Origin of the sequence: Serratia sp. Tan611, assembly GCF_905188235.1 — a bacterium.
Lineage (GTDB): Bacteria > Pseudomonadota > Gammaproteobacteria > Enterobacterales > Enterobacteriaceae > Serratia_B > Serratia_B rhizosphaerae.
Window position 1 is genome coordinate 1,404,581 of record NZ_LR994655.1, and the last position, 24,599, is coordinate 1,429,179.

Below are 24,599 nucleotides of genomic sequence, written 5' to 3' on the forward strand. Positions count from 1 at the left end.
CGGTTTCCTCAGTGGCGTGCGGTCGGTTATACGGTGTGCAGACGGCGCGCGCCTTCGCGCAGCGTCTGGTCATCTTTGGCGAAGCTCAGGCGAATAATGCCGGTGTCGGCGCCGTCGCTGTAAAAGGCCGACAGCGGGATGGCGGCGACTTTCGCCTCGCGGATCAGCCGTACGGCGAAGTCGTTGTCGCTCTCCTGGCTGAAGGCGCTAAAGCGCGCCAGCATAAAGAAGCTGCCGGCGCTCGGCAGCAGCTCAAAGCGTGAGCCTTGCAGCGCCGCGGCCAGCAGATCGCGCTTTTGCTGATAGAAGGCGGCCAGCCCGAGATAGCTCTGCGCGTCGGCCAGCGCTGCGGCAAAGGCGTACTGCATCGGCGTGTCGGCGGAGAACACCAGGAACTGATGCACCTTGCGGATCTCCGCCGTCAGCGCCGCCGGCGCCAGGCAGTAGCCGATGCGCCAGCCGGTAACGTGATAGGTCTTGCCGAACGACGAGACGATCACGCTGCGTTCCGCCAGCTGCGGATGGCGCGCCATACTGTGATGCTGCGCGCCGTCGAACACCACGTGCTCATACACCTCGTCCGACAGAATCACGATATCGGTATCGCGCGTCAGCGCGCTCAGGCGCGCGATGTCCTGCTCGTCGAGCAGCGCGCCGGTCGGGTTATGCGGGCTGTTGATAATGATCATCCGCGTGTTGCCGTTGATGGCGGCGGCGACTTCATCCCAGTCAATACGCAGATCCTGCAGCGACAGCCGGACGGGCACCGGCCGCGCGCCCTGCAGCCGCACAATGGGGGCATAGCTGTCGAACGCCGGTTCGAAATAAATCACCTCGTCGCCGCGCTGCACCAGCGCGCTGATGGCGGCGTACAGGCCTTCGCTGGCGCTGGCCAGCACCGTGATTTCCGCGTCGGCGTCGTAGCGCGCGCCGTACAGACGCTGCGTTTTTTCCGCCAGCGCGTGGCGCAGGGCGGCCACGCCGCTCATCGGCGCATACTGGTTATGACCGGCGCGCATGGCTTGCTCGGCGTCGTTAATCAGCTGCGGCGCGCAGCCGAAATTCGGCGCGCCCTGCGCCAGATTCAGCGCCTGATGTTCGGCGCTCAGCTGGCCGATCACGGTAAAAATGGTGGTGCCGACGTCCGGCAGTTTGGAACGGGGTGAACAGGCGCTCTGCATGGCGGCTCCGGATCAAGCAAGTGGGTTGAGTGATTAAGCATCAGCCGTTATGGCGCGACAAGAGAAACTTTGTCATGCTAGCCATGCGTTCCGATCATGGCTGGAGAGGCCCCGATGCCCACGATGTTACCTTCGCTCGACGTGTTGAAAACCTTTGTTGCGGTGGCGCAACGGCTGAATTTTACCCATGCCGCGCAGGCGCTGCATCTGACGCAGGGGGCGGTGAGCCGGCAGATCCTCGGCCTGGAGCAGCAGCTTGGCTATCCGCTGTTCAGCCGCCATGCGCGCGGGCTGGCGCTGACGCCGCAGGGAGCGCAGTTGCTGGGGCCGGTGCGCCAGGCGCTGGGGCAGTTGGCAGACGCCGTCGCCCGCGTCGGCACCCAGCCCGGCACCCTGCGCATCAAGTGCCCGACCTGCGCCATGCGCTGGCTGTTGCCCAGAATTATTCGTTTGCAGAATGAACGGCCGGAGCTGCATATCGAACTGACCGCTTCGGTGTCGCACCGGCTGGATTTTGCCGGCGAGCAGTTTGACGCGGCGGTGACCTTTGGCGCGCCGCCGGGCAAGCGGCTGACGGCGCACCCGCTGTTTGACGAGGTGTTAACGCCGGTTTGCACGCCGGGCTACCTGTCCGCCGCGCCGCAGCTGGCGGAGTTGGCGGAGAAAACCCTGCTGCACCCGACGCGCGACCGACGCGACTGGCTGCGCTGGCTGAAGGCGGCCGGCGGCGCGGCGCTGCCCTCGCGCAAGTCGCAGCATTTCGACACGCTGGATCTGGCAATGAGCGCAGCGCTGCAGGGGCTGGGCATCGCAATTGGCGATCTGTGCCTGCTGGAGGAGGATATTCAGGCGCGGCGCATCGTGACGCCGTTTGCGCTGAGCGTCGCCAGCGGCGCCGGCTACTATTTGGTCTATCCTGAACGTACGCCGTCGCCGGACGGACTGGCCCTGCTGACGGATTTTCTGACGCAGGAGGCGGCGCACAGCCGCGCCCGGCTGACGCGCTATCTGGCGACGACGGCTAACAGCTTGTAACCATAACGGTTTCAACGCGGAAAAAGAGTGTGGCACACTCCCTGATTACCTGTTTACTTTCCCGCCCGCGGCGGGAACCTGCCTGAGATAACAATATGAAATGGCTTTGTACAGTGGGTTTGGTATCCGGTCTGGCGGTCAGTCCGGTCTTTGCGCAGGAGAGCGGCGCAACGCAAGGAATCAATGTTCAGCAGCGCGATGCGTTCGTCAGCAAGCTGATGAAGCAGATGACGCTGGAAGAGAAAATCGGCCAGCTGCGTTTAATCAGCGTCGGGCCGGATAATCCGAAAGAGGCGATCCGCGAGGGCATCCGCAAGGGGCAGATCGGCGCGATTTTCAACACCGTCACCCGGCCGGATATCCGCGTGATGCAGGATCAGGCGATGCAGCTCAGCCGTCTGAAAATCCCGCTGTTTTTCGCCTATGACGTGGTGCACGGCCAGCGCACGGTGTTCCCCATCAGCCTGGGGCTGGCCGCCAGTTTCGATCTGGACGCTATCGCGCTCAGCGGGCGGGTCTCCGCCCAGGAGGCCAGCGACGACGGCCTGAATATGACTTTCTCGCCGATGGTCGACATTACCCGCGACCCGCGCTGGGGCCGGGTGTCGGAAGGCTTCGGTGAGGACACCTGGCTGGTGTCGAAAATCGCCAAAGTGATGGTGGACGCCTACCAGAACGGCGATCCGGCCAAGCCCGGCTCGGTGATGGCCAGCGTGAAGCATTTTGCGCTGTATGGCGCGACCGAAGGCGGACGCGACTACAACACCGTGGATATGAGCCCGCTGCGCATGCAGCAGGATTACCTGCCGCCGTACAAGGCGGCGGTAGACGCCGGCAGCGGCGGGGTGATGGTGTCGCTGAATTCGATTAACGGCATTCCCGCCACCGCCAACCCCTGGCTGCTGAAGGATCTGCTGCGCAATCAGTGGGGCTTTGACGGCATCACCATCAGCGACCACGGGGCGATTAAAGAGCTGATCAAGCACGGCGTGGCGCAGGACCCGCGTGATGCGGTGCGGCTGGCGATCACCTCCGGCGTTGATATGAGCATGAGCGACGAGTATTACGACAAGTACTTGCCGGGGCTGGTGAAAGAGGGGCGGGTGCCGGAGAGCGACATCGACCGCGCCTGCCGTGACGTGCTGAACACCAAATATGAGATGGGGCTGTTCAAGGATCCGTACGTACACCTTGGCCCGGCCGGCTCCGACCCGCAGGACACCAATGCCGAAAGCCGTCTGCACCGCGCCGAGGCGCGCGACGTGGCGCGCCGTACTCAGGTGCTGCTGAAGAATGACCACCAGACCCTGCCGCTGCGCAAGCAGGGCACCATTGCGCTGGTGGGGCCAATGGCCGACAGCCAGCGCGATATGATGGGCAGCTGGTCGGCCGCCGGCGTCAGCAAACAGTCGGTGACGCTGCTGCAGGGGATGAAAAACGCGGTCGGCGACCAGGCGAAAATCATTTACGCCAAAGGGGCCAACATCACGCAGGATAAAAGCATCATTGATTATCTGAACCTGTACGAGCCGGCGGTGGTGTTCGACCCGCGGCCGCCGCAGCAGATGATTGACGAAGCGGTGAACGCCGCCAAGCAGGCTGACGTAGTGGTGGCGGTGGTCGGCGAGTCGCAGGGCATGGCGCACGAGGCGTCGAGCCGCGCCGATATCACCATTCCGCAGAGCCAGCGCGACCTGATCAAAGCGCTGAAGGCCACCGGCAAGCCGCTGGTGCTGGTGCTGATGAACGGCCGGCCGCTGGCGCTGGAGTGGGAGAGCCGGCAGGCGGATGCGATGCTGGAAACCTGGTTCAGCGGCACCGAAGGCGGCAACGCGGTGGCGGACGTGCTGTTCGGCGATTACAACCCGTCCGGCAAGTTGCCGATGACTTTCCCGCGCTCCGTGGGCCAGATCCCGATGTACTACAACCATCTGAACACCGGGCGGCCGTTTAACAAGGAGAATCCGGGCAAGTACACCTCGCGCTACTTTGACTCGCCCAACGGCCCGCTGTATCCGTTTGGCTACGGCCTGAGCTACAGCCGCTTCACGCTGTCGGACTTCACCTTGTCCAGCCCGACCATGGCGCGCAACGGCAAAATCACCGCCAGCGTGACGCTGAAGAACAGCGGCAACTACGACGGCGCCACCGTGGTGCAGCTGTATCTTCAGGACCAAACCGCCTCGGTCAGCCGGCCGGTGAAAGAGCTGCGCAACTTTAAGAAAGTGACGCTGAAGGCCGGCCAGTCGACTACGGTAGAGATGCCGATCGATGAAAACGATCTGAAGTTCTACAACGCCAGCCTGAAGTGGGGCGCGGAGCCGGGCAAATTTAATGTGTTTGTCGGCCTGGATTCCGCTCAGACGCTGCAGCAGAGCTTTACGCTGAAGTAAACGCCGCGCCGGGCCGTAACGGCCCGGCGTGATTCCGCTTATATTGAAAGGCATCCGGTTTGGGGGCAGGCGCGTTATTGACAGAAATAGCGTGCTGGTTCTTCGCAAAAATAGAACTGGTGTAATGAATATCGCCCGCTCCACCGTTTATAAAATTTTGGAAGACGCTAATATAACTAAATAGCTTTGTTACATAGCTTAAAAACTGATGTTTAAAATATCAGTGATCTTTTTATAAAGATGTTCACTAAATTTCAGGGTTTATAATAAATCAATGGATATCAACCGGTTACTTGTTTCTGAGCTTATATCGGCCCAGTTTCCTCAGTGGGCTAATCTTGCCATATGGCCTGTGGAAACGAGTGGATGGGATAACCGGACTTTCCATTTAGGGAATGATATGCTCGTCCGCTTACCAAGCGCAGCTCATTATGCCGGGCAAGTGGAGAAAGAACAGGAGTGGTTACCGAAACTGGCCCCGTTTTTGCCTAATAAAATCCCTGTCCCTTTAGGAATGGGCTCACCAGGCGAGAATTATCCCTGGAAATGGTCCGTTTACCGATGGATTGAGGGGAAAACGGTTGCTTCATCCCCTGAAGTTGACCTCTGTGTGCTCGCTAAAGATTTAGCAAATTTTCTTGTCTCACTCCAGGCGGTTGACTCAAAAGATGGACCTGTTGCAGGGCCTCAAAATTTTTATCGCGGTGGTTCTGTTGCTGTATACGATTCAGAAACCAGACAGGCCATCAGGGTATTAAGCAATAAAGTACATTCAGGTCTGGTGACAGAAATATGGGAAGCCGGCAGCTCTCAAACCTGGTCAAAAGAGCCGGTTTGGGTTCATGGTGATATAAGCGCAGGAAATTTGTTAATTACTAACAATCGGCTGGATGCAGTTATTGATTTTGGACAGTTATGCATCGGTGATCCTGCATGCGATCTGGTTATTGCCTGGACATTATTCGATGCTGAAAGCAGGCAGGTATTCCATGATGCTCTTTTGCCTGATTCGGGCACATGGGCACGTGCCCGCTCCTGGGCTCTATGGAAGGCATTAATTGTGATGACAAATGCCGCTCAGACTAATGTTGTTGAGGCAAAACAAGCATATCGGACATTCGAAAACATTCTTGCTGAATATGGTTTAAACCACTAACCCTACAAGGATGCCAGTTTAAGAAAGATAACAATAAGTGAAAAGGATATTTGATGAGTTATTTTGTTTTTTGTCGAATCTAATCAATAGATTATGCTCTTGCCGTACGTTTTCGCTCCATTGGCCTTCGACCCCTTGGGTTATCGCGCCGCAGACTGGCGGCGCATGTCGTTCAAGCTGTAAAGCTGCTTAACTGCCAGCCTAATGTTTTAATAACTTATTAAGCTGGCGGTTTATCAGGCTAAGACGCGTATCTGTCGGCGTGACAGACGGCGTCAGGATTTCTTCAGCAATTCCAGCAGGTGGTTCTCGCTTTTTTCCGTCAGGCCGTCGATGGCCAGCTTGATGATATCGGAACGGGTGACGCGCACGATGCCGTTGCGCGCCGCCAGCACGATCATCGCGTCAATGGCTTCGACGTGGCTGTCGGTCAGGCTGACGGACAGCGCCTTATAGGTGCGCTTGCGCCCCTGCGGTTTGGCCTCGGCGGCCGGCGCCGGCACCTGCAGCGTATGCGAGGTGGCGCTGTTGATAAACTCATCTTCCGTCATGCGCTGGCTCGGCGTACGTTTTTTCATAAAATCACCTCTTTCACCAGGCTGGCGATTTCGTGCTGCGCTTTTTCGTTGTGCGCTTCATGAATGGTTTTTGCTTCGCCCCAGGCATCGCGGTAAATCTTGCGGTCGCACAGGCGGTTGCCCACCAGCTTGAATTCCGGGTATTCGCTCAGCACTTCCGCCGCTTCGTTGGCCTCGTTAATGAAGATATTGGTCGGACACATATTGAGCACAATATAGCCTTTGACCTTCTCATTATACTCCTGCGCGGTGGAGAACATTTCCGACAGGTAGCCGATGGTGTCGAGATCCATCTGCGAAGGGCGCAGCGGCGAGAGGAACAGATCGGCGGCCAGCAGGCCAGAGCGCAGCTCGGCGCTGTCGCGGCCGGCGGTGTCGACAATCACATAGTCATAGTGGCGGTCCAGCTCCAGCAGGGTCTCTTTGATTTTGCCGGAGGCGGCGACCACCGGAATATGCGGCAGGCCCTCAACGTTCTGGCGATCGTTGTACCAGGTCATGATCGATTTTTGGTCATCGGCGTCGACGATAATTGCCGTCTTGCCTTCCTTGAGTATCAAATATCCGGCGATGTTTACCGCCTTGGTGGATTTTCCTACGCCGCCTTTTTGCGAACCAATCAAAACAATCATGCTGCCATCTCTCAAGTTATTAAGCTGTTAACTTATTAAGTTATTAGCTTGACAGGTTGATAATCTAACGGGTTAGTCAGAACGAATAGCCACCAATATGCCTTAACTTGCACAGGTTGCCAAGCCGCTATCCGGTTAACTTAAGAGGTTATTCTGCTGCTAACTTATTAGCTGAGCAATTGGGAAAGTTCTGGTTCGTGCGGGGAATCACTGTATGCCCAATTAACTTAATTATTTAATAACTTATTAAGTTAATGGGTTATTGGGTTATTGGGTTATTGGCTTGGTGGGACGCACGGCGCCGCTCAGGCAAAGTGTTCTATCGCCCATTCGATAAATACCCGCAGCTTGCTGCTCAGGTGACGATTGGACGGGTAGACCACGTAGGTGGGTTCCGCCGGCGGCTGCCAGTCGTCGAGAATGCTGACCAGCTCGCCGCGCGCCAGATGCGGCTGCGCCATAAAGCTCAGCGTCTGCACAATGCCCAGCCCGGACAATGCCGCGGCCAGCAGCGTGCCGCCTTCGTTGACGCTGATTTGATAACGGTGCTGGATCTCAAACTGTCGGCCCTCTTCGACAAAACGCAGCGGCTGGATGCGATCGTTTGCCGCGTGCCGGTAGTGCGCCAGCGGAAAGCCCTGCTCCAGCTCGGCGGGATGGCGTGGCGTACCGTAGCACGCCAGATAGCCCGGCGTGGCGCAGGTCACCCAGCTCAGGTTGAACAGCCGGCGGGCGATCAGACTGGAGTCCGCCAGCGGCCCGCTGCGGATCACGCAGTCGGCGTTGTCATTAATCAGACTGATTTGCCGGTCGCTGACGCCAAGGTCGATCTGAATCTGCGGATAGCGGGCGAAGAAGTCCGGCAGCGCCGGCAGCAGCAGCTGACGCGCGGTACTGCCGCCGACGTCGATGCGCAGCACCCCCTGCGGCGAGCTTTGCGATTCGGTCATGCAACCTTCCATCTGCTCCAGCTCCGCCAGCCATTTTACCGTGCGGCGGTAATAGCATTCGCCTTCCGGCGTGACCGCCACGCTGCGGGTAGTGCGCTGCAGCAGCTTGGTCTGCAGGTGATTTTCCAGGCTGCGGATCAGCTTGCTGACGGTGGCTTTCGGCATCCGCAGCGCATCGGCGGCGCGGGTAAAGCCGCCGGTTTCAACGACGCGGATAAAGACGCGAATCGCCAGTAAGTGATGATCCATGCTGCTCCTGAGTTATGTCAGGGCGCGACGCGGCGCGCCCGTAATGCGGGTTAACACTGTTTAGCGCCAACCCGGTCGGAACGCAAGGATAAACCGAACACCAGCGCTGCCGACAGGATCAATGCGCCGCCGAACAGCATGGCGCTGCTGACCCCTTGCCAGTCCACCACTTCGCCGCCGAGCAGCGCGCCGGAGGCCAGCGCAATCTGGATCACGCACACCAGCAGCGCCTGCCCGGCTTCCGGCGCCTGCGGCACCGCGGCGAACATCCAGTTGGCTGTGCACACCGGCACGGCGCCGAAGGCCAGCCCCCAGATCAGCACCATCAGCGTGGCGCCGGCCACGCCGCTTAACAGCGGCGAGACGATCAAAATCCCCGCCAACATCACGGCGATCAAAATACAGGTAGCGCGCAGGCTGTGCTCCGCCAGGCGTTCGCCGGCGAAGGTGCCCAGCAGGCCGATGGCGCCATAGGCCAGCAGCTGCAGGGAAATGGTCGACGGACTGAGGACAAATACCTGTTGCAGCAGCGGACGCAGGTAGGTGTAAGCGGCAAAGTGGCCGATAAACAGCAGCACGATGGCGAGCAGCCCGATCCGCGCCAGCGGCAGGCGCAGCGGCAGCAGCAGATCGCGCACGGTGACCGCGCGCGACGGCGGTACCGGGGTCAGCAGACGCAGCTGCGCCGCCAAAACCAGCAGCGCCAGCGCCGCGCTGCCGAAGAAGGCGCTGCGCCAGCCGAAGGTATCGCCGATCAGCGCGCCGGCGGGCACGCCGCATACCGCGCCGACCGAAATACCGCTGAGGATCAGCGCGGTGGCGCGCCCCTGGCTGCTCTCCGGCACCAGATGGCGGCCGTAGTTGGCGGCGAACGACCAGAAACCGCCGACGCAGACGCCGAGCAGCACCCGGCCGAGCAGCATCATCGGGAAGTTGACCGCCAGCGCGGAAACCAGATTGGACACAATCAGCAACAATGACAGCCCGAGCATCAGCAGGCGACGATCGAGGCGTCCGGAGGCCAGGCTCAGCAGCGGTGCGGCGACGGCGGCCACGATGCCGGGCATGGTGACCATCAGCCCGGCGGTGCCGGTGCTGACGTCCAGCGACGGGGCGATATTGGTCAGCAGGCCGATGGGTAAAAACTCGGTGGTGACCATCACAAAACAGGCCACCGTCAGGGAGAAAACGGCGGCCCAGGGCGAGTTTGCAGGCTTATCTTTATTATTCAGCATAGTAGCGTTTATCTCAGCGGGTGCATGCCAACGGGTGATGGCATCTTGAAGTGACTGAGATCACAATTTACGCAGTGCGCCGCGGCGGATAAATATCTTCGTCGTGGTTACACTGTTTATCGTGGTGGACAATTTAACCCGATGAAATGCCGATATTTATTTTCTTATTTGTGATTTTTGGATATTGATATTTCCTTGATTGATAACGCTCGCGCCAAGGGCCGATCCGGCAACTGACCTTTGACGCGCTGGGGAAGGTCGCGGACGGAGCGTATCCTCCCGCCGGTTATGTGGAGCGACGCTAGGCCTGCTGCGTGATGTTCAGCCCATCCACAATCGTAATCATCACCTCGGCGCAGCCCGTACGCGCCTGCTTTGCCCGCTGATAGGCCTCGGAGCGGTAACAGGCCAGCGCGCTCTGGTAGTCGTCAAACTCAATCAGCACGTGCTTGGTGAAAGGCGCGCCCTCCAGCGATTCGGCCTGTTCGCCGCGCGCCAGAAAACGCGCGTTGTACTGACGGAACGCCTCGGGGGCGGCGGCCATATATGCCTGATAACGTTGCGGATCTGTCACCGTGACGTGGGCAATCCAGTAAGCGGGCATCGGTTACTCCTGTGGTTGCAGTATCAGCCTGGCCAGCGCGGAGGCTTCGGTCAGGTGCTCAAATACTTCCTGCTTCGCCTGCGCCGGGTCGTTTTTCTCAATCGCATTGAAGATGCGCGTCATGCGTTCATAACCCGCCACCTGCCGCTCATGGGTTTTCAGCGTCAGCGCCCGCAGCCGGCTGATGCGGCTGTTGAGGCGCTGCACGATCTCCCAGGCGATGGCGTGCCCGGCGACGTCGAAGATGGTTTTATAAAACTCCTGCGAGGCGTCGACGCGCTTGATGTCATCCTGCTCGCGGGAGGCGCGGTCGATGTGCAGCAGCTTCTCGTGCAGCAGTTTCTTATCCTTGCTTTTGGCGTGCAGCGCGCAGTCGTGCGCGGCTTCCTGCTCCAGCAACAGGCGGATATTGTAAATCTGTTCGGCAATCTCCCAGGTGAGGATCGCCACAATCGGCCCTTTTTTGGGCAGAATCTCAATCAGTCCTTCCGCTTCCAGATAACGGATCACCTCGCGCACCACGCTGCGGCTGACGCCCAGCTCCTCGCTGAGCGTCCGTTCCACCAGCCGGTCGCCGGCGGCGAAGTAGCCGGAAATAATCGCGCGGCGGACGTTATTCAGCGCCAGTTCACGCAGCGTCAGCGGCGCGTTTTCAATCTTCAGTGGGGTGTGCGTCATCCTGTCGGTCTCTCTCATTGGTATCACTTCCTTGGCCATTACTCTTAGCACCTTTTCCCTGAACAATGCAATGTTGTTCTGATGGTATACCAAACGCCATGCCGGCGAAAAAGGAAATCAGGCGTAGATCACAAATTCATCACATCGGTAAAAAAATCTCCTCACCACTATAGCCTATCCGGCGAAAAAGGCGGCGCAGCGCGGTTTTTGTCCGCCATGTCGCCCGCAGTTTACGGTGCGCAGCCGATCGGGCCGGGCAGAGACGCCGTCATTTTTCTCCGGATTTATACCGTTGAATACGCACTGTTTTTTTGCACATCTTCGCTTATTTTTGTCGGTTGATATTATGGTATACCAAGCTTTGACATGGCGTATTTTCCGATGCTATACCCCAAATCGCTCACTCATTAACATTTGATTTACTTTTTGAGGAACCCTATGCATCCGATGATTCGTAAAACGCTGGTGTCTACCGAAACGCTGTATATCGACGGCGGTAAAGCGGCGGCCAAACCCCTGGTGATGATTGCCGCCGCCGCGGTGATTAAGAACCCCTGGGCCGGTCAGGGCTATGTGGAAGACCTCGGCCCGAAAATCCGTGAACTGGCGCCGGTGCTCGGCGAGCTGCTGACCGGGCTGATTGTGAAAGAGGCCGGCGGCGGCGAGCGGGTGGAGGCCTTCGGCAAATGTGCGGTGGTCGGGATGGACGGCGAGCTGGAGCACGCCTCGGCGCTGATCCACACGCTGCATTTCGGCAACCACTATCGCCATGCGGTGCAGGCCAAAAGCTACCTGGCGTTCAATAACACCCGCGGGCCGGCCAACGCGCCGATCCTGATTCCGATGATGCAGAAGAATGACGAAGGCAGCCGCGAACACTACCTGACCTATCAGTTCGCCATCGCCGATGCGCCGGCCGGCGATGAAATCGTCGTGGCGCTGGGCGCGGCGTTAGGGGGGAGACCGCATCACCGTATCGGTAACCGTTATCAGGATCTGAAAGAGCTTGGCCATGATGCGCAAAACCCAGCGGCTGTCTGAATTCAACCTGCAGGCGAGCTACCTGGAAGCAGGCCAGGGCGAGCCGCTGCTGCTGATTCACGGCGTGGGCATGAACGCCGACGCCTGGGAACCGCAGTTCAGCGCCCTGCAGGCGCAGTTTCACGTCATCGCCGTGGATATGCCGGGGCATGGCGGAAGCGACGGCTTTACCCATGCGCCGACGCTGCAGGATTACGTGGCGTGGATGGCGGCGTTTCTGCGCACTCGTCCGCAGCAGCGCTTTGCGGTGGCCGGTCACTCGATGGGGGCGCTGATTGCCGCCGGGCTGGCGATTGACCATCCGGAGCTGGTCAGCCACGCGGTGGTGATGAGCGGCGTCTATCAGCGCAGCGAACAGGCGCGCGCTGCGGTGCTGCAGCGTGCCGGCGAACTGGCGCGCGGCGATGCGCAGCTGGACTCGCCGCTGGCCCGCTGGTTCAGCGATACGCAGGAACAGGCGGCGCTGCGGCGGCGGGTCAGCGGCTGGCTTAATCAGGTCAGTCGCGACGGCTACGCCAAGGCGTATCAGGCGTTTGCCGCCGGCGATGCGGTCTATGCCGGCCGCTGGGGCGAAATACGTTGCCCGGTGCTGGTGCTGACCGGCGAGCTGGACGCCAACTCCAGCCCGGCGATGGCGCGGCAGATGGCGCTCGCGGCCCCGCAGGGGCAGGCGGTGATCGTCAACAACGCGAAACATATGGTGAATCTGACGGACGCGGCGCGGGTCAACGAGGAGCTGCTGGCCTTTTTAACCCCGACGCACCGGCACGCTACGGCAGGAGTGAACGATGGACATTGAACAACGCAGACAACTACGTGACGCCTTCGGCGCCTTTATGACCGGAGTGACGGTGGTCACCGGGCTGGATGCCGACGGGCAGCCGATTGGTTTTACCGCCAACTCCTTTACCTCGGTATCGCTGGATCCGGCGCTGCTGCTGGTCAATATCGACAAGCGCTCGGCCAATCTGGCGAACTTTACCGACGGTGCGCACTTTGCCGTCAATATTCTGGCCGAACAGCAGAAAGAGACGTCGAATATTTTCGCCCAGAAGGTGGACGACCGTTTTGCACAGGTGGCATGGCGACGCAGCGCCGCCGGCGTGCCGCTGCTGGACGGCAGCTCGGCCTGGTTCGAATGCGAACGTTTTCAGGTGGTGGACGCCGGTGACCACGTGATTCTGATCGGCAAAATCAGCGCCTTTGACTCCAGCGGCACCGCCGGGTTGGGCTACTACCGCGGCGCCTACTTCACGCCGGCGCAGAACGCCGAATCGCTGGTCAGCGGGCCGGAAGTGGTGGTCAGCGCGCTGATTGAATTTGACGGCAGCGTGGTGATGGTCAAACAGCAGGACGGGCGCTTCCGCCTGCCGTCACGGTCGGTGGCCGGGCGCAGCGTCGGCGACAGCCTGACGGCGCTGCTGCAGGAGCTGGCGCTGCCCGCCAGCCCGGGCTTTGTTTACTCCATTTATGACGACCGCCAGTCGAACCGCCAGCATATTGTCTTCCTGTGCGTGCTGCCCAGCGACGCCGGCGACAGCGTGCCGCAGGGCGAACAGGCCTGCTGGCTGCCGCTCGCTCAGACGGCGACGCTGCCGATTGATGATGCGGCGCTGAAGTCGATGCTTAACCGCTTCGTGCGTGAAAACTCGGTGGGCAATTACAGCATTTACTACGGCGATGAGCACAGCGGTGCGATCAAACGATTTGCCAGCTGAGGCTGGGCGGGAGCGAACGATGAAACTGTCTTTATTTATCCATATGGAACGAACCACCCCCGATGAGCCGCAGGAGCAGCTCTACGAACAGATGATGGAGCTGTGCGAAATCGCCGATCGCGGCGGCGTACACACCATCTGGACCGGGGAGCACCACGGCATGAATTTTACCATTGCCCCCAATCCGTTTATCAATCTGGTGGATATTGCCCACCGCACCCGGCAGGCGCGTCTGGGCACCGGCACGGTGATTGCGCCGTTCCATCACCCGGTGCGGCTGGCCGGCGAAGCGGCGATGACCGATCTGATCACCGACGGGCGGCTGGAGCTGGGGATTGCCCGCGGCGCCTACAGCTATGAATACGAGCGCCTGATGCCGGGGCTGACCGCCTGGGAGGCCGGGCAGCGGATGCGCGAGCTGATCCCGGCGGTGAAGAAACTGTGGCAGGGGGATTACGCCCATCAGGGCGAGTACTGGTCTTTCCCGTCGACCACTTCGGCGCCGCAGCCGAAACAGCAGCCGCATCCGCCGATCTGGGTGGCGGCGCGTGACCCGAACAGCCACGAATTTGCGGTGAAAAACGGCTGTAACGTGCAGGTGACGCCGCTGCATCAGGGGGAAGAGGAGATCGTCCGGCTGGTGACCTGCTTTAAGGACGCCTGCCGCGAATATGCGCCGCAGCAGCCGCTGAAAATCATGTTGCTGCAGCACGGCTATGTGGCCGAGGACGAGGCGGACGCCCAGCAGGCGGCGCAGGAACTTAACCGCTTCTACCATTATTTCGGCGCCTGGTTCAAGAATGAGCGCCCGGTCAGCCAGGGGTTGATCAAGCCGCTGAGCGACGAGGAGATGGCGGCCAATAGCTATTACAACGCAGAGATGATGCGCAATAACCTGGCGATCGGCACCGCCGATGAGGTGGTGGCGCGACTGAAGAAATATGAGCAGATGGGCTATGCGGAATTTGCCCTGTGGATCGACAGCGGAATGTCCTTCGCGCGGAAAAAAGCCTCGCTGGAGCGCTTTATCCGCCATGTAATGCCTGAGTTTCACTGAGGCGGGAGGAAATGATGGAGTCGTTTGATCTCTATATTAACGGGCAGTTCGATCCGGGTGCGGCGCGCTTTGACTCACTGAACCCGGCGACCAGCGAACCCTGGGCCAGCGTGGCCGAGGCGCACGAGGCGGAGGTGGATCGCGCGGTGGAGGCTGCCTGGCAGGCGTTTCACCGCCCCGAATGGCGCAATATGACCGCCGGCGCGCGCGGCAAACTGCTGCTGAAATTGGCGGATCTGGTGGAGGCCAACGCGGCGGAGCTGGCGCGGCTGGAGACGCTGGACAGCGGTAAAATCATCCGCGAAACCCGTGCGCAGATCGCCTATGTGGCGGAGTATTACCGTTATTACGCCGGGCTGGCCGACAAGATGGAAGGGCACGTGCTGGCGATCGATAAACCGGATATGGAAACCTGGGTGCGCCGCGAGCCGGTCGGGGTGGTGGCCGCGGTGATCCCGTGGAACAGCCAGCTGTTTTTGTCGGCGGTGAAGATTGGTCCGGCGATCGCCGCAGGCTGCACGCTGGTGGTGAAAGCCTCCGAGGCCGCCCCGGCGCCGCTGCTGGCCTTCGCCCGCCTGATCGATCGGGCCGGTTTCCCGCCCGGCGTGTGCAATGTGATCACCGGTTTTGCCGAACGCTGCGCGGCGCCGCTGACGCGCCATCCCAAAGTAGACCGCATCGCCTTTACCGGCGGCGCGGAAACGGCGCGCCATATCGTGCGCAACAGCGCCGAGAACCTGGCCAGCACCTCGCTGGAGCTGGGCGGTAAATCGCCGTTTATCGTCTTTGAGGACGCCGATCTGGACAGCGCCGCCAACGCGCAGGTGGCGGCGATTTTCTCGGCCTCCGGCCAGAGCTGCGTTGCCGGCTCGCGCCTGCTGGTGGCGGAAAGCGTCAAGGACGCGCTGCTGGAGCGGCTGCTGGCGAAGGTGCGCACTATCGTCATCGGCTGTCCGCAACAGCCGGAAACCCAGTTCGGCCCGCTGTGCACCGCGCGGCAAAAGGCGCTGATCGAACAGGTGGTCGAACGTTCGCTGGCGCAGGGCGCCCGGCGGCTGACCGCCTCGCAGCCCATCGACGGCCCCGGTTTTTACTACCCGCCGACCATCCTGGACTGCAGCGACTGCCCGCAGGCGGAGAGTGTGACGCGCGAGCTGTTCGGCCCGGTGCTGTCGGTGCTGAGCTTCCGCGACGAAGCCGAGGCGATCGCCCTGGCGAACGCCACGGAGTACGGGCTGGCGGCCGGGGTGTTTACGCAAAACCTGACCCGCGCCCACCGGGTGACCCGCCAGCTGCGCGCCGGCGTGGTGTGGCTCAACACTTACCGCGCCGTTTCACCGCTGGCGCCGTTCGGCGGCTACGGCCAGTCCGGCTTCGGCCGCGAAGGCGGCATGGAGGCGGCGCTGGAGTACACCACCAGCAAAACCGTCTGGTTACGCACCAGCGATGCGCCCATCGACGATCCCTTCGTGATGCGCTAGCCGTCCCGCTTCCCCTCCCCGCTGCGGGGAGGGGCTGCCTTACCCTCTACCCGATAAAAAATATAACGGTGTAAACCGGAGGATGTTATGCGTTCTCAAACACAACCAAGCGGCCTGATCGAGGATAAATCCATCGATTATGTGCCGGCCTCGGAGCGCCACGGCGAGGTCAAAAGCCTGTTCACCCTGTGGTTCTGCACCAATATCGCGCCGCTGGCGGTGGTGACCGGCGCCATCGCCACCCATACGTTTGGGCTGAATATTCTGTCGGTGATGACGGCGATTATCGCCGGGCATATGTTCGGCGGCGTCTTTCTGGCGCTCACCTCGGCGCAGGGGCCGCAGGTGGGCATTCCGCAGATGGTGCAGAGCCGCGCCCAGTTCGGCCGCTACGGCTCGCTGCTGGTGATCGCCTTTACCACGGTGATTTATCTCGGCTTCTTTATTTCGAACATCACCCTGTCCGGCAAGGTGATCAATAACGTCCTGCCGGCGCTGCCTGTCCCGTACGCCACGGTGCTGGGGGCGCTGCTGGCGACCGCCATCGGCGTGGTCGGCTATAGCTTTATCCATAAAATCAACAAGCTGGGCGCCTGGGTTATGGGCGCGGCGCTGCTGCTCGGCATGGCGGTGATGCTGACGCAGCCGCTGCCCGGTGATTTCTGGCTGCGCGGACGTTTTTCGCTGAGCGGCTGGTTTGCGACGTTTTGCATCGGCGCGGTCTGGCAGATCAGCTTTTCGCCGTATACCTCAGACTATTCGCGCTACCTGCCCGCCGAGGTGGGGATCCGGCGGCCGTTTCTCTATACCTGGCTGGGCGCCTGCTGCGGCACAATCCTGGCGTTTCTGTTCGGCATGGTGGCGGTCAATCTGGTGGGCGGCAACGTTGAGGCGATGGCGGCGGTGCGGCAGGCCACCGGCTGGCTGGGGCCGGTGCTGATGGGGCTGTTCCTGATCAATATCATCTGCCATAACGGCATGAATCTCTACGGCGCGGTGCTGTCGCTGATTACCGCGGTGCAGACCTTTATGCCGCGCTGGCAGCCCAACGCGCAGGTGCGGGTGCTGTTTTCCGCACTGGTGCTGCTCGGATCGGTGCTGGTGGCGCTGGCGGCGTCGGCCAATTTCGTCAGCTTCTTTATCAATCTGATTCTGGCGCTGATCGCGGTGCTGATCCCGTGGTGCATGATCAACCTGATCGACTTTTACCTGATCCGCAAGCAGCGCTACGATATCGAGGCGATTTTCCGCGCCGACGGCGGCCGTTACGGCCTGCTGAACGGGCGGGTGCTGGCGGTGTATTTCGTCGGCATCGTGGTGCAGCTGCCCTTTATGGAGAACGCCTTTTTCAGCGGGCCTTATTCGCAGCTGGTTCCCGGGGCGGATATCTCCTGGGTGATCAGCCTGGTGGTCACCGGCCTGCTGTATCCGCTGTGCTGCTGGCGCAGCGATCTCCGCCTGGCGGCCGCGCCGCGCGAGTAAGCGTTTACCGGAGCCGGGCGTTACAGGCCCGGCGCTTTCCACAGCGAGGTGGTCAGTCCGTGGTCCACCAGCGTCAGCTGGTCGGCGTACACCTCCAGCCAGTTCTCTTTCTGCCGCTGATACAGCGCATGGTGCTCCGCGTTGGGCTGATACTGGCACTCCCAGCGCACCAGACGTTCGCCGGTGGCTGCCAGATCGTCGAACAGCCCGGCGCCGACGCCGGCGGCGATGGCGCAGCCCAGCGCGGTGGCCTCTTTCACCACCGGTACCCGCACCGGCAGCCCGGTGACGTCGCTGAGAATTTGGCTCCACAGCTTGCCTTTCGCACCGCCACCGGCAAACACCAGCGCCGGCGGCTGTACGCCGGAAAACTGCGCGATCTGCGCCAGGTTGCAGGCGGCGACGATCGCCGCGTTCTCCTCCAGCGCGCGGAACAGCGTCTGCTTGTTACAGCGCTGCGGATCCAGCGACATATTGATAAAGGAGGGCGCCGCGTGGTACCAGCTTTTAAAATGCATGGCGTCGGAAAATATCGGCGTCACGCCGTAGGCGCCGGGCGGCACCCGTGCCGCCATCTCCTCCAGTAGCGTATAGGCATCGACCCCCAGCCGTTCGGCCAGCAGTTTCTCCTCGGCGCAGAAGGCATCGCGGAACCAGCGCATGGTCAGGCCGGTGAAAAAACTGATCGCTTCGGCCTGCGCCATACCGGGGATCACATGCGGGTTAATACGGATATTCATCGCCGGATCGGTCTGCGGCTGCGGCAGATTGACGATTTGCTGCCAGAACGTGCCGCCCAGCACCGCGGTTTGCCCGGCCTGCACAACCCCCAGCCCCAGACAGCCAAGCTGCACGTCGCCGCCGCCCATCACTACCGGGGTGCCGGCCGCCAGGCCGCTTTGCCGCGCGGCCTCGTTGGTGACCCGCCCCAGCAGGCTGCCGGTTTCCCGGACCGGCGACAGCAGATCGGCGCGCAGGCCGGCCATATCCAGCAGCGCCGGCCGCCAGTCGCGACGGGCTAAATCCAGCATGCCGGTGGTGCCGGCGTTAGAGGGATCCACCGCCAGCTCGCCGCTGAGACGGTTGGCCAGCCAGTCGCTGATCATGGTCATCGTTGCCGCCCGGCGGTAGATGTCCGGGCGATGGTGCGCCAGCCACAGCAGACGCGGCATGGCGCTCAGCGCCAGCGTCTGGCCGGAGTAGCGGTAAACTTCCTGCTCAAACTGATGGTTATGCAGCGCCTTCAGATCGCTGACCTCACGGCTGGCGCGGGCGTCGACGTTGGCGCAGGCCCAGACGGCGTCGCCGTTGCGGTCGTACAGCACAATGCCTTCGCGCATTGAGCAGCAGGCGACGGCGCGGATGTCGCCCGGCCCGGCGTCGGCGCGTTCAAGCGCCTGTTGAATGCAGCGGCAGGTGAGCCGCCAGTTATCGGCCAGGTCGAACTCCATGGAGCCGGGCACGTCCGGCAGCGCCAGATGTTGCCACTCCGCCTGTCCGTAAGCGATTTGTCGGCCTTCCAGATCGAAAATCACCGCCCGAATGCTGCCGGTCCCTGCGTCTAATGCCATCAACAAGTTGCGCATAATTCACACTCTTCGCCAGCCAGATCTTAACTATAGATGGCGTTACCGGGCGGCGAGGGGGCGGAGACGGGGGCGCGGTGACAGAACTGTGAGGCGCGCTGCAAAATCGGCGGGGCGGGGCGGCAATCGCGGCGCGGGCGCCTAGGATTGGGGAGTCAACCCGCGCATTTTAAGGAGCCGTTATGCACGTCACGCTGGTGGAAATCAACGTTAAGCCGGATAAGGTGGAAGAGTTTATCGAGGTGTTTCGCGCCAACCATCTGGGGGCGATCGCCGAACCGGGCAATCTGCGCTTTGACGTGTTGCAGGATGAAACCATCCCGACGCGTTTCTATATTTACGAAGCCTACCGCGATCAGCAGGCGGTGGATGCGCACAAGCAAACTCCGCACTATCTGCAGTGCGTGGAACGGCTGGAGGCGCTGATGACCGGCCCGCGCAAGAAAACCACCTTTATCGGCCTGATGCCGGTCTGATCGATATTCTGCGGCGTTCAGCGCGCCGCAGCTCCTCTCGCCTTTGCACTTTTAACCGTCAGCCGCCGGCGTTCGCGGCGTATCGTTTTTTCCCCGTTTTCTCCGCTTGATTTTTCTCCCGCCGCTGGTTACAAATAAATAGGTAACACTATCAACTAAATTGACGATAATAACAAAGGAATCAAGCATGGAGATCCGGGAATTCAGGGCGTTGTCGCGCCGTCTGGTGCGTGAACTGGGGATGTTGAACAAGCAGAGCAACGGTTCGCGCTTTTCACCGTTGCAGATTCACCTGATGATTGAAATCAAGGAACAGCCGCTGGGGGTGATGGAGCTGGCGGCCAAACTGTGCATCGATAAGGCCAGCGCCAGCCGGGCACTGCGTTCGTTGGTCAGCGCGCAGATGATCGAGACGGTTGAACACCCGAATGATAAACGCCACAGTCTGCACCGTCTGACCCGGCAGGGGAAACGCACGTTGGCGCTGATCGACAGCGATGCCGATAACTTTATGCAGGCGGCGCTGGCGCAGTTGGACGATGATGAACGGGCGGCGACGGTGGCGATGATGCGTAAGTTCAGCGGCGCGCTGGCCGGCGCGCGCAAGCAGCGGCAGGCCGAACTGCGGGTGCGGCCGATTTGCGCCGCAGACGATGCGGCGATGGCGCAGCTGATCCGCGACTGTTTCCGTGAATACGGTATGGACACCATGGAGGGCGTCAGTCTGCACGATCCGGATCTGGAGCGGCTGACTGAGGTGTATCAACGCAGCGGCGGTCATTACTGGGTGGTGGAACGGCAGGGGGAAATCGTGGGCGGCGCCGGCATTGCGCCTCTGCTTGGCGGCGAAGCGGATTACTGTGAACTGCAAAAGCTGTTTTTCAAACCCGAAATCCGTGGCTTGGGGATGGCGCGTTACATGGTGGTGCAGGCGATGCGCGCGGCGCGGGCCGCCGGTTACCGTTACTGCTATCTGGAAACTACCGAACAGCTTAAAGAAGCGCTGGGGCTTTATCAGTCGCTGGGCTTTACGCTGCTCAGCGAACGGCGCGGCGCGACCGGTCATCACGGCTGTTCCATCTATATGTTGAAGCCGCTGTAAGGGGCTCTTTCCCTGCGCCAGCCTGGCGCAGCAACGCAAAAGGCGGCTTACGCCGCCTCTTTGCATCTCAGACTCAAACGATTAGTTATAGATAATCGCGGTGCCGTGCATTTTGTTGTTACCGGTTGTCGAGGTGATCTGGAAGGATTTTGCCCCGGCTTTATCGGCTTCTGCCGCCAGTTTGTTTTCCAGGCTGGTCAGGTTGGTTGCGCCGCTGGCGTTAACCACGCCGACTTTCTGCATATTGGCCGGCTGGCTGTCTACCAGTTCTGCGGCAAAGCTGCCGAATGATACGGTGGCAAGGGCTACGGCGGCGATGGTCATTTTCAGGCTTTTCATAATCTTCTTTCCTATCACAAGTTGAATATGGTTGTTGTTTCGCGGAGCGTTAAATTAATTAACGATCGATAATTTAATGTTAGTGTGACCCAGGTCACTTTGCAAGCATTTTTTTAATGTTCATTAATTAAATGGTGTCGGCCGAGCTTGCGGCGGCCGGCGCCATTCAGCGTGAATGGCTGGTAATGTATTGTTATAAAATTATTTTTCCCTGGTGTTGATGGCGTCTGTTGGCGTTGGAGAACTGACATTCCACGGCATGCGGCAGTGAAATTGCCGTTCAGGGCCATCAGCCGTTACCGCCAGCGCGGTGTTTTATCACAACGGCAGGCTGCGACAGCACGACCATCCCGCCGGTGTTAAAAGGGCGGGAGCTGCTATCACGGTGAGTTATTTTATTTATTTCAATTGATTATGTTTTTATGAAGGTGTACCAATAACAACGTTGGCATTGGCTGCGGTATTAGATAACGTTCGATAACTAAATGTTAGTCGCTTCTCGACGCCGTCGCAATATTTTTTTATAATGAGCGTTAATTTAATTTGGCGGCGCAGACGCGGCGCGCAAGATGAGAGGGATTATGACTATCAAAGAAGAGGTTGCTGCAAAGAAAACCCGCGGCAGACCGAAACAGTTTGATCGCGACCTGGCACTTGACCGCGCACTGGAGCTGTTCTGGCGTCACGGTTATGACGCCACGTCATTGGCCGATCTGGTCGAGGTCACCGGCGCCAAAGCGCCGACGCTGTATGCAGAGTTCGGCAATAAAGAGGGGATGTTCCGCGCGGCGGTGGAACGCTACCTGAGCAAATACACCACCTGCACCAACCAACTGCTTGAACAGCCGCAGCCGATCGCCGAAATCATCGATGCCTATGTGCGCTCCTCCGCGGAAGTGTTTACCGATCCGGAAACGCCGTCCGGCTGCTTTATGGTGTGCGCCTCCGCTGCGCTCTCCTCGTCGTCGGACGATGTCGCCCAGATGCTGCTGCGTAAGCATCATGCGCAGGAAGCCAGCCTGAAGGCCTGTTTCGACCGCAAGGTGCAGCAGGGGGAACTGCTGGCGAAAACCGACACCGCGCTGCTGGCGAAATATGTGATGTGCACCATTGAAGGCATGTCGGTGCAGGCGCGTGAAGGGGCGAGCCGCGCCGAGCTGCTGCGCCTGGTAGATACGCTGATGATGCTCTGGCCGCGCCTGAGCCAGGTGGGCAACCCGGTCTGAGCCTGCCCCGCGCAGTCAGCGCGGGGAAAGCGCCATATGCAGCAGCGGGTAGGGGTTGCCCTGGCCGTCCAGCGGTGAGCGTCCTGTCACCACAAAGCCGTAGCGCTGGTAGAAGCCTACCGCCTGCGGGTTTTGCTCGTTCACATCCAGCACCAATCCGTCGTGGCGCGCCTGCGCATGGTTCAGCAGTGCGCTGCCGACGCCCTGGCCGCGCTGTCCGGCATCGATAAACAGCATCTCCACCTTATTATCATCCAGCGCGATAAAGCCGTTGGGCCGCCCGGCGCTCTCCGCCACCCAGACGCCGAGCAGCGGCAGATAGTGCTCGACCAGCGGCTTGAACTCCGCCATCTGTTTTTCACCGATAAAGTGATGGGTGGCGCGTACCGAACGCTGCCAGATCGCCACCAATTGCGGATTGTCCGCCGGAATACGTTCTCTGATCGTTATCATCCCTGCCTCCTGGGGTAAACTGGCCTAAATGTACGCTGAAATAGCCCGCAACGAAAATCTCCCGGCGACGCCGCAGAAAAAATTTACGGAAAAATTCGCGTAATCGCTGAATTTTTGAGACTTTTACGCGTGATTGTGCGATGAAATGCGTTTTACACTGGCGAAAAGCAAAAATCCTTTTGTATCCTTGATGGTTGAAGCATCAGCTTTGACGATTTTGGACAGTGCGCGGCAGGCGATTGCCGCGCCGTGACCCCTATTGAGGTGATATGAACGAGTCATATGTACTTGCTGAAGTCAGTAATGATAACCAGACGCTGATGGCGGTGGTTCAGCAAGATCACCGGGCTGCCTATTTTTATATTTATCCCGCTGACGCCTTCAGCGAGCGTTTTCAGGTGCGCGCCTGCTGGCTGCGCAATCTGGAGGCCGCGCCGCAGCAGGAAGACCGCGCCGCGCTGGAGATGGGGCAGCCGCCGATGCTGGCCGCTGAGTTTTGCCGCAACCTGGAAGGTGAAGCGCCGCTGCAGCCGGACGGCCTGCAGGTTATCTGGAACGAGAGCGACGACGGCGCGGCGCTGTGGTATTACGGCCAGCTGCTGGCGGTGATCCCCGGCTGGAGCCTGTATATCGACCATTCGGTCTGCTATTCGGCCAGCTGCATTAAAGAAAGCCCGCTGGCCTACCCGCTGGGTTCCGCCTCCACCAACACGCAATATGCGCAGGCCGAGGCCACCCGCCAGTTCTGGCGGCGCTGGCAACGTGAAGAGGGCAACCCGTGGCCGACCATGCAAAGCGAGTATATGGCGCGCTATGAGCAGCATTTCGGCCCGTCGGTGAAGTATTACGCCATCGATCAGGGCAAGTGGCCACCGATGGCGATCTCCCAGCACGAGCGCGACGGCATCTACTATTTCCTCACCATGGGCGTCAGCATCCGGCCGATGCCGTGGATGGAGATCCTGTTTAATGACGACGCTTCCCTGTACCGGCGTATCGAGCTGGGGATCGCCATCGACGGCCAGTATATGACCGAAGAGAACGCGGTGCAGATGGCCAGCGCGCTGGCCGGCGTGGCGCACGTGCCTTGGGCGCAGATTACCTGGTTCGGCGAAGGGCATACGCTGGCGTCGGAAGTGGCGCCGCAGGGCTATGAAGGCTACCTGCTGTCGTCGTCGTTTTATCCGCACCAGCAGTATCTGACGCTGCCGCAGCAGCAGGGCGACCCGGTCAATCTGCTGTGGGCCAGCCCGGTGTTTGCCGGCGAGCGCGAGCTGGCGCAGGCAACGCCGAACGGCGGCCATGAGCTGGTCAGCCGGCTGCGCGAGCAGGGCGTCGATCACATCTTCCGGCCGCGCCAGCCGCTGGCGTGAGCAGGTTAACCCACGGATTAAGAGAGCGCTAATGAAGCCAGCATTATTGATTATTGATGTGCAGAAGGGACTGTTTGTGCCGCCGCCGGCGGATGCCGATGCGGTGATTGAGCGGATTAACCAACTGAGCGCGCGGGCGCGTCAGTCCGGCGTGCCGGTGATCTTTGTCCAGCATCAGACTGCCGATCGGGAACTGGCGCATGGCAGCGACGGCTGGCAGATTGAGCCGCGTCTGCAGGTGGCAGACACCGATCTGCGGGTGGAGAAAACCACCCCGGATTCTTTCCTGCGCACCAATCTGCAGGCGTTGCTGGAGCAGCACGGCGTAACGCAGCTGGTGATTTGCGGCTACTCCACGGAGTACTGCGTGGACAGCACCACGCGCCGCGCGGCCGGCCACGGCTATCCGGTGGTGCTGGCGGCGGATGCACACACCAGCCATGATAAAGCGCACGCCAGCGGCGCCTGGATCCGCAATCACCACAATGCAGCGCTGTCGGGTATGAAAAGCTTCGGCGTGCCGATCCGCGCGCTGCCCGCGGCGGAGATTCAGTTCTGAAATGAAGCGGAGCGC

At 60.6% G+C, this 24,599-nt stretch carries 24 protein-coding genes and 1 pseudogene; 15 read left to right on the forward strand and 10 right to left on the reverse strand.

The window, feature by feature from the left end; all coding sequences use genetic code 11:
* Positions 1-26 precede the first annotated feature (26 nt).
* Positions 27-1,181 carry a methionine aminotransferase gene (locus tag TAN611_RS06665; protein WP_105230243.1) on the reverse strand — a complete coding sequence of 385 codons (1,155 nt, stop codon included), beginning with the start codon at positions 1,179-1,181 and terminating at the stop codon, positions 27-29.
* Between the two features lie 114 nt (positions 1,182-1,295).
* Here TAN611_RS06665 and TAN611_RS06670 point away from each other — a divergent pair, with 114 nt between their 5' ends.
* The 4 genes and pseudogenes from TAN611_RS06670 to TAN611_RS06680 all read left to right on the forward strand — a co-directional run bounded on the left by TAN611_RS06670 (position 1,296) and on the right by TAN611_RS06680 (position 5,765).
* Positions 1,296-2,216 (forward strand): LysR substrate-binding domain-containing protein, encoded by a 921-nt coding sequence (locus TAN611_RS06670; RefSeq protein WP_203067418.1) that lies wholly within the window; start codon positions 1,296-1,298, stop codon positions 2,214-2,216.
* A gap of 95 nt (positions 2,217-2,311) precedes the next feature.
* Positions 2,312-4,609, forward strand: coding sequence for a beta-glucosidase BglX (gene bglX / locus TAN611_RS06675; RefSeq protein ID WP_203067419.1), 2,298 nt, complete (start codon positions 2,312-2,314; stop codon positions 4,607-4,609).
* A gap of 43 nt (positions 4,610-4,652) precedes the next feature.
* Positions 4,653-4,793: pseudogene (locus TAN611_RS23465) on the forward strand (recombinase family protein); the annotation flags it as partial.
* A gap of 90 nt (positions 4,794-4,883) precedes the next feature.
* Entirely contained in the window at positions 4,884-5,765 is an 882-nt protein-coding gene (locus TAN611_RS06680; protein ID WP_105230246.1) for an aminoglycoside phosphotransferase family protein, read from the forward strand.
* A 275-nt stretch (positions 5,766-6,040) separates the two neighbouring features.
* On the opposite strand, the gene TAN611_RS06685 is transcribed toward TAN611_RS06680, so the two are convergent.
* The 6 genes from TAN611_RS06685 to TAN611_RS06710 all read right to left on the reverse strand — a co-directional run bounded on the left by TAN611_RS06685 (position 6,041) and on the right by TAN611_RS06710 (position 10,709).
* The gene (locus TAN611_RS06685) at positions 6,041-6,343 is read right to left on the reverse strand and encodes a hypothetical protein (protein WP_111737529.1); all 303 of its coding nucleotides are present in this window, start codon (positions 6,341-6,343) and stop codon (positions 6,041-6,043) included.
* On the reverse strand, positions 6,340-6,975 hold the full coding sequence (locus TAN611_RS06690) for an AAA family ATPase (RefSeq protein ID WP_105230248.1): 636 nt from the start codon (positions 6,973-6,975) through the stop codon (positions 6,340-6,342). The genes TAN611_RS06685 and TAN611_RS06690 overlap by 4 nt, the downstream gene beginning before the upstream one ends.
* 305 nt (positions 6,976-7,280) lie before the next feature.
* A complete protein-coding gene (locus TAN611_RS06695; protein ID WP_203067420.1) occupies positions 7,281-8,174 on the reverse strand; it encodes a LysR family transcriptional regulator in 894 nt (297 codons plus the stop codon).
* Between the two features lie 50 nt (positions 8,175-8,224).
* Entirely contained in the window at positions 8,225-9,409 is a 1,185-nt protein-coding gene (locus TAN611_RS06700) for an MFS transporter (RefSeq protein ID WP_105230250.1), read from the reverse strand.
* 301 nt (positions 9,410-9,710) lie between these two features.
* Positions 9,711-10,013, reverse strand: a complete 303-nt coding sequence (locus tag TAN611_RS06705; protein ID WP_105230251.1) for a DUF1330 domain-containing protein — start codon at positions 10,011-10,013, stop codon at positions 9,711-9,713.
* A gap of 3 nt (positions 10,014-10,016) precedes the next feature.
* Positions 10,017-10,709, reverse strand: coding sequence for a GntR family transcriptional regulator (locus tag TAN611_RS06710; RefSeq protein ID WP_105230252.1), 693 nt, complete (start codon positions 10,707-10,709; stop codon positions 10,017-10,019).
* A 420-nt stretch (positions 10,710-11,129) separates the two neighbouring features.
* On the opposite strand from TAN611_RS06710, the gene TAN611_RS06715 reads away from it, so the two are divergent.
* From TAN611_RS06715 to TAN611_RS06740, 6 genes are all read left to right on the forward strand, one after another.
* Positions 11,130-11,732: an amino acid synthesis family protein gene (locus TAN611_RS06715; RefSeq protein WP_105230253.1), complete on the forward strand. Its 603-nt coding sequence runs from the start codon at positions 11,130-11,132 to the stop codon at positions 11,730-11,732.
* Positions 11,704-12,531, forward strand: coding sequence for an alpha/beta fold hydrolase (locus TAN611_RS06720; protein WP_160027810.1), 828 nt, complete (start codon positions 11,704-11,706; stop codon positions 12,529-12,531). Before TAN611_RS06715 ends, TAN611_RS06720 begins: the two co-directional genes overlap by 29 nt.
* On the forward strand, positions 12,521-13,450 hold the full coding sequence (locus TAN611_RS06725) for a flavin reductase family protein (protein ID WP_203067421.1): 930 nt from the start codon (positions 12,521-12,523) through the stop codon (positions 13,448-13,450). Before TAN611_RS06720 ends, TAN611_RS06725 begins: the two co-directional genes overlap by 11 nt.
* Before the next feature lie 19 nt (positions 13,451-13,469).
* On the forward strand, positions 13,470-14,507 hold the full coding sequence (locus TAN611_RS06730; RefSeq protein ID WP_187043473.1) for an LLM class flavin-dependent oxidoreductase: 1,038 nt from the start codon (positions 13,470-13,472) through the stop codon (positions 14,505-14,507).
* Between the two features lie 11 nt (positions 14,508-14,518).
* Complete coding sequence (locus tag TAN611_RS06735; RefSeq protein ID WP_238404518.1) at positions 14,519-15,988, forward strand: aldehyde dehydrogenase; 1,470 nt, start codon at positions 14,519-14,521, stop codon at positions 15,986-15,988.
* 87 nt (positions 15,989-16,075) lie between these two features.
* Positions 16,076-17,470: a cytosine permease gene (locus TAN611_RS06740; protein ID WP_203067422.1), complete on the forward strand. Its 1,395-nt coding sequence runs from the start codon at positions 16,076-16,078 to the stop codon at positions 17,468-17,470.
* A 20-nt stretch (positions 17,471-17,490) separates the two neighbouring features.
* Here the strand turns inward: TAN611_RS06740 and lsrK are convergent, their stop codons facing one another.
* Positions 17,491-19,056, reverse strand: coding sequence for an autoinducer-2 kinase (lsrK, locus tag TAN611_RS06745; RefSeq protein WP_111737524.1), 1,566 nt, complete (start codon positions 19,054-19,056; stop codon positions 17,491-17,493).
* A gap of 182 nt (positions 19,057-19,238) precedes the next feature.
* On the opposite strand from lsrK, the gene lsrG reads away from it, so the two are divergent.
* Positions 19,239-19,532 (forward strand): (4S)-4-hydroxy-5-phosphonooxypentane-2,3-dione isomerase, encoded by a 294-nt coding sequence (lsrG, locus tag TAN611_RS06750; RefSeq protein ID WP_111737523.1) that lies wholly within the window; start codon positions 19,239-19,241, stop codon positions 19,530-19,532.
* Positions 19,533-19,719: 187 nt separating this feature from the next.
* Positions 19,720-20,634 (forward strand): helix-turn-helix domain-containing GNAT family N-acetyltransferase, encoded by a 915-nt coding sequence (locus TAN611_RS06755; RefSeq protein ID WP_203067423.1) that lies wholly within the window; start codon positions 19,720-19,722, stop codon positions 20,632-20,634.
* A gap of 81 nt (positions 20,635-20,715) precedes the next feature.
* Here the strand turns inward: TAN611_RS06755 and TAN611_RS06760 are convergent, their stop codons facing one another.
* Positions 20,716-20,973: a YdgH/BhsA/McbA-like domain containing protein gene (locus tag TAN611_RS06760; RefSeq protein WP_111737521.1), complete on the reverse strand. Its 258-nt coding sequence runs from the start codon at positions 20,971-20,973 to the stop codon at positions 20,716-20,718.
* 581 nt (positions 20,974-21,554) lie between these two features.
* On the opposite strand from TAN611_RS06760, the gene TAN611_RS06765 reads away from it, so the two are divergent.
* Positions 21,555-22,199 (forward strand): TetR/AcrR family transcriptional regulator, encoded by a 645-nt coding sequence (locus TAN611_RS06765; RefSeq protein ID WP_105230265.1) that lies wholly within the window; start codon positions 21,555-21,557, stop codon positions 22,197-22,199.
* Between the two features lie 15 nt (positions 22,200-22,214).
* Here TAN611_RS06765 and TAN611_RS06770 read toward each other — a convergent pair whose 3' ends face one another.
* Positions 22,215-22,652 carry an acetyltransferase gene (locus TAN611_RS06770; RefSeq protein WP_105230266.1) on the reverse strand — a complete coding sequence of 146 codons (438 nt, stop codon included), beginning with the start codon at positions 22,650-22,652 and terminating at the stop codon, positions 22,215-22,217.
* Between the two features lie 269 nt (positions 22,653-22,921).
* On the opposite strand from TAN611_RS06770, the gene TAN611_RS06775 reads away from it, so the two are divergent.
* Complete coding sequence (locus TAN611_RS06775; RefSeq protein WP_105230267.1) at positions 22,922-24,025, forward strand: suppressor of fused domain protein; 1,104 nt, start codon at positions 22,922-22,924, stop codon at positions 24,023-24,025.
* A 31-nt stretch (positions 24,026-24,056) separates the two neighbouring features.
* Positions 24,057-24,584, forward strand: a complete 528-nt coding sequence (locus TAN611_RS06780; protein ID WP_160027795.1) for a cysteine hydrolase family protein — start codon at positions 24,057-24,059, stop codon at positions 24,582-24,584.
* Positions 24,585-24,599 lie beyond the last annotated feature (15 nt).

Bases quoted from the DNA above. Each gene is read 5' to 3' on its own strand.
- TAN611_RS06665 (WP_105230243.1), bottom strand. From the start codon at position 1,181: ATGCAGAGCGCCTGTTCACCCCGTTCCAAACTGCCGGACGTCGGCACC.
- TAN611_RS06670 (WP_203067418.1), top strand. From the start codon at position 1,296: ATGCCCACGATGTTACCTTCGCTCGACGTGTTGAAAACCTTTGTTGCG.
- bglX (WP_203067419.1), top strand. From the start codon at position 2,312: ATGAAATGGCTTTGTACAGTGGGTTTGGTATCCGGTCTGGCGGTCAGT.
- TAN611_RS06680 (WP_105230246.1), top strand. From the start codon at position 4,884: ATGGATATCAACCGGTTACTTGTTTCTGAGCTTATATCGGCCCAGTTT.
- TAN611_RS06685 (WP_111737529.1), bottom strand. From the start codon at position 6,343: ATGAAAAAACGTACGCCGAGCCAGCGCATGACGGAAGATGAGTTTATC.
- TAN611_RS06690 (WP_105230248.1), bottom strand. From the start codon at position 6,975: ATGATTGTTTTGATTGGTTCGCAAAAAGGCGGCGTAGGAAAATCCACC.
- TAN611_RS06695 (WP_203067420.1), bottom strand. From the start codon at position 8,174: ATGGATCATCACTTACTGGCGATTCGCGTCTTTATCCGCGTCGTTGAA.
- TAN611_RS06700 (WP_105230250.1), bottom strand. From the start codon at position 9,409: ATGCTGAATAATAAAGATAAGCCTGCAAACTCGCCCTGGGCCGCCGTT.
- TAN611_RS06705 (WP_105230251.1), bottom strand. From the start codon at position 10,013: ATGCCCGCTTACTGGATTGCCCACGTCACGGTGACAGATCCGCAACGT.
- TAN611_RS06710 (WP_105230252.1), bottom strand. From the start codon at position 10,709: ATGAGAGAGACCGACAGGATGACGCACACCCCACTGAAGATTGAAAAC.
- TAN611_RS06715 (WP_105230253.1), top strand. From the start codon at position 11,130: ATGCATCCGATGATTCGTAAAACGCTGGTGTCTACCGAAACGCTGTAT.
- TAN611_RS06720 (WP_160027810.1), top strand. From the start codon at position 11,704: ATGATGCGCAAAACCCAGCGGCTGTCTGAATTCAACCTGCAGGCGAGC.
- TAN611_RS06725 (WP_203067421.1), top strand. From the start codon at position 12,521: ATGGACATTGAACAACGCAGACAACTACGTGACGCCTTCGGCGCCTTT.
- TAN611_RS06730 (WP_187043473.1), top strand. From the start codon at position 13,470: ATGAAACTGTCTTTATTTATCCATATGGAACGAACCACCCCCGATGAG.
- TAN611_RS06735 (WP_238404518.1), top strand. From the start codon at position 14,519: ATGATGGAGTCGTTTGATCTCTATATTAACGGGCAGTTCGATCCGGGT.
- TAN611_RS06740 (WP_203067422.1), top strand. From the start codon at position 16,076: ATGCGTTCTCAAACACAACCAAGCGGCCTGATCGAGGATAAATCCATC.
- lsrK (WP_111737524.1), bottom strand. From the start codon at position 19,056: ATGCGCAACTTGTTGATGGCATTAGACGCAGGGACCGGCAGCATTCGG.
- lsrG (WP_111737523.1), top strand. From the start codon at position 19,239: ATGCACGTCACGCTGGTGGAAATCAACGTTAAGCCGGATAAGGTGGAA.
- TAN611_RS06755 (WP_203067423.1), top strand. From the start codon at position 19,720: ATGGAGATCCGGGAATTCAGGGCGTTGTCGCGCCGTCTGGTGCGTGAA.
- TAN611_RS06760 (WP_111737521.1), bottom strand. From the start codon at position 20,973: ATGAAAAGCCTGAAAATGACCATCGCCGCCGTAGCCCTTGCCACCGTA.
- TAN611_RS06765 (WP_105230265.1), top strand. From the start codon at position 21,555: ATGACTATCAAAGAAGAGGTTGCTGCAAAGAAAACCCGCGGCAGACCG.
- TAN611_RS06770 (WP_105230266.1), bottom strand. From the start codon at position 22,652: ATGATAACGATCAGAGAACGTATTCCGGCGGACAATCCGCAATTGGTG.
- TAN611_RS06775 (WP_105230267.1), top strand. From the start codon at position 22,922: ATGAACGAGTCATATGTACTTGCTGAAGTCAGTAATGATAACCAGACG.
- TAN611_RS06780 (WP_160027795.1), top strand. From the start codon at position 24,057: ATGAAGCCAGCATTATTGATTATTGATGTGCAGAAGGGACTGTTTGTG.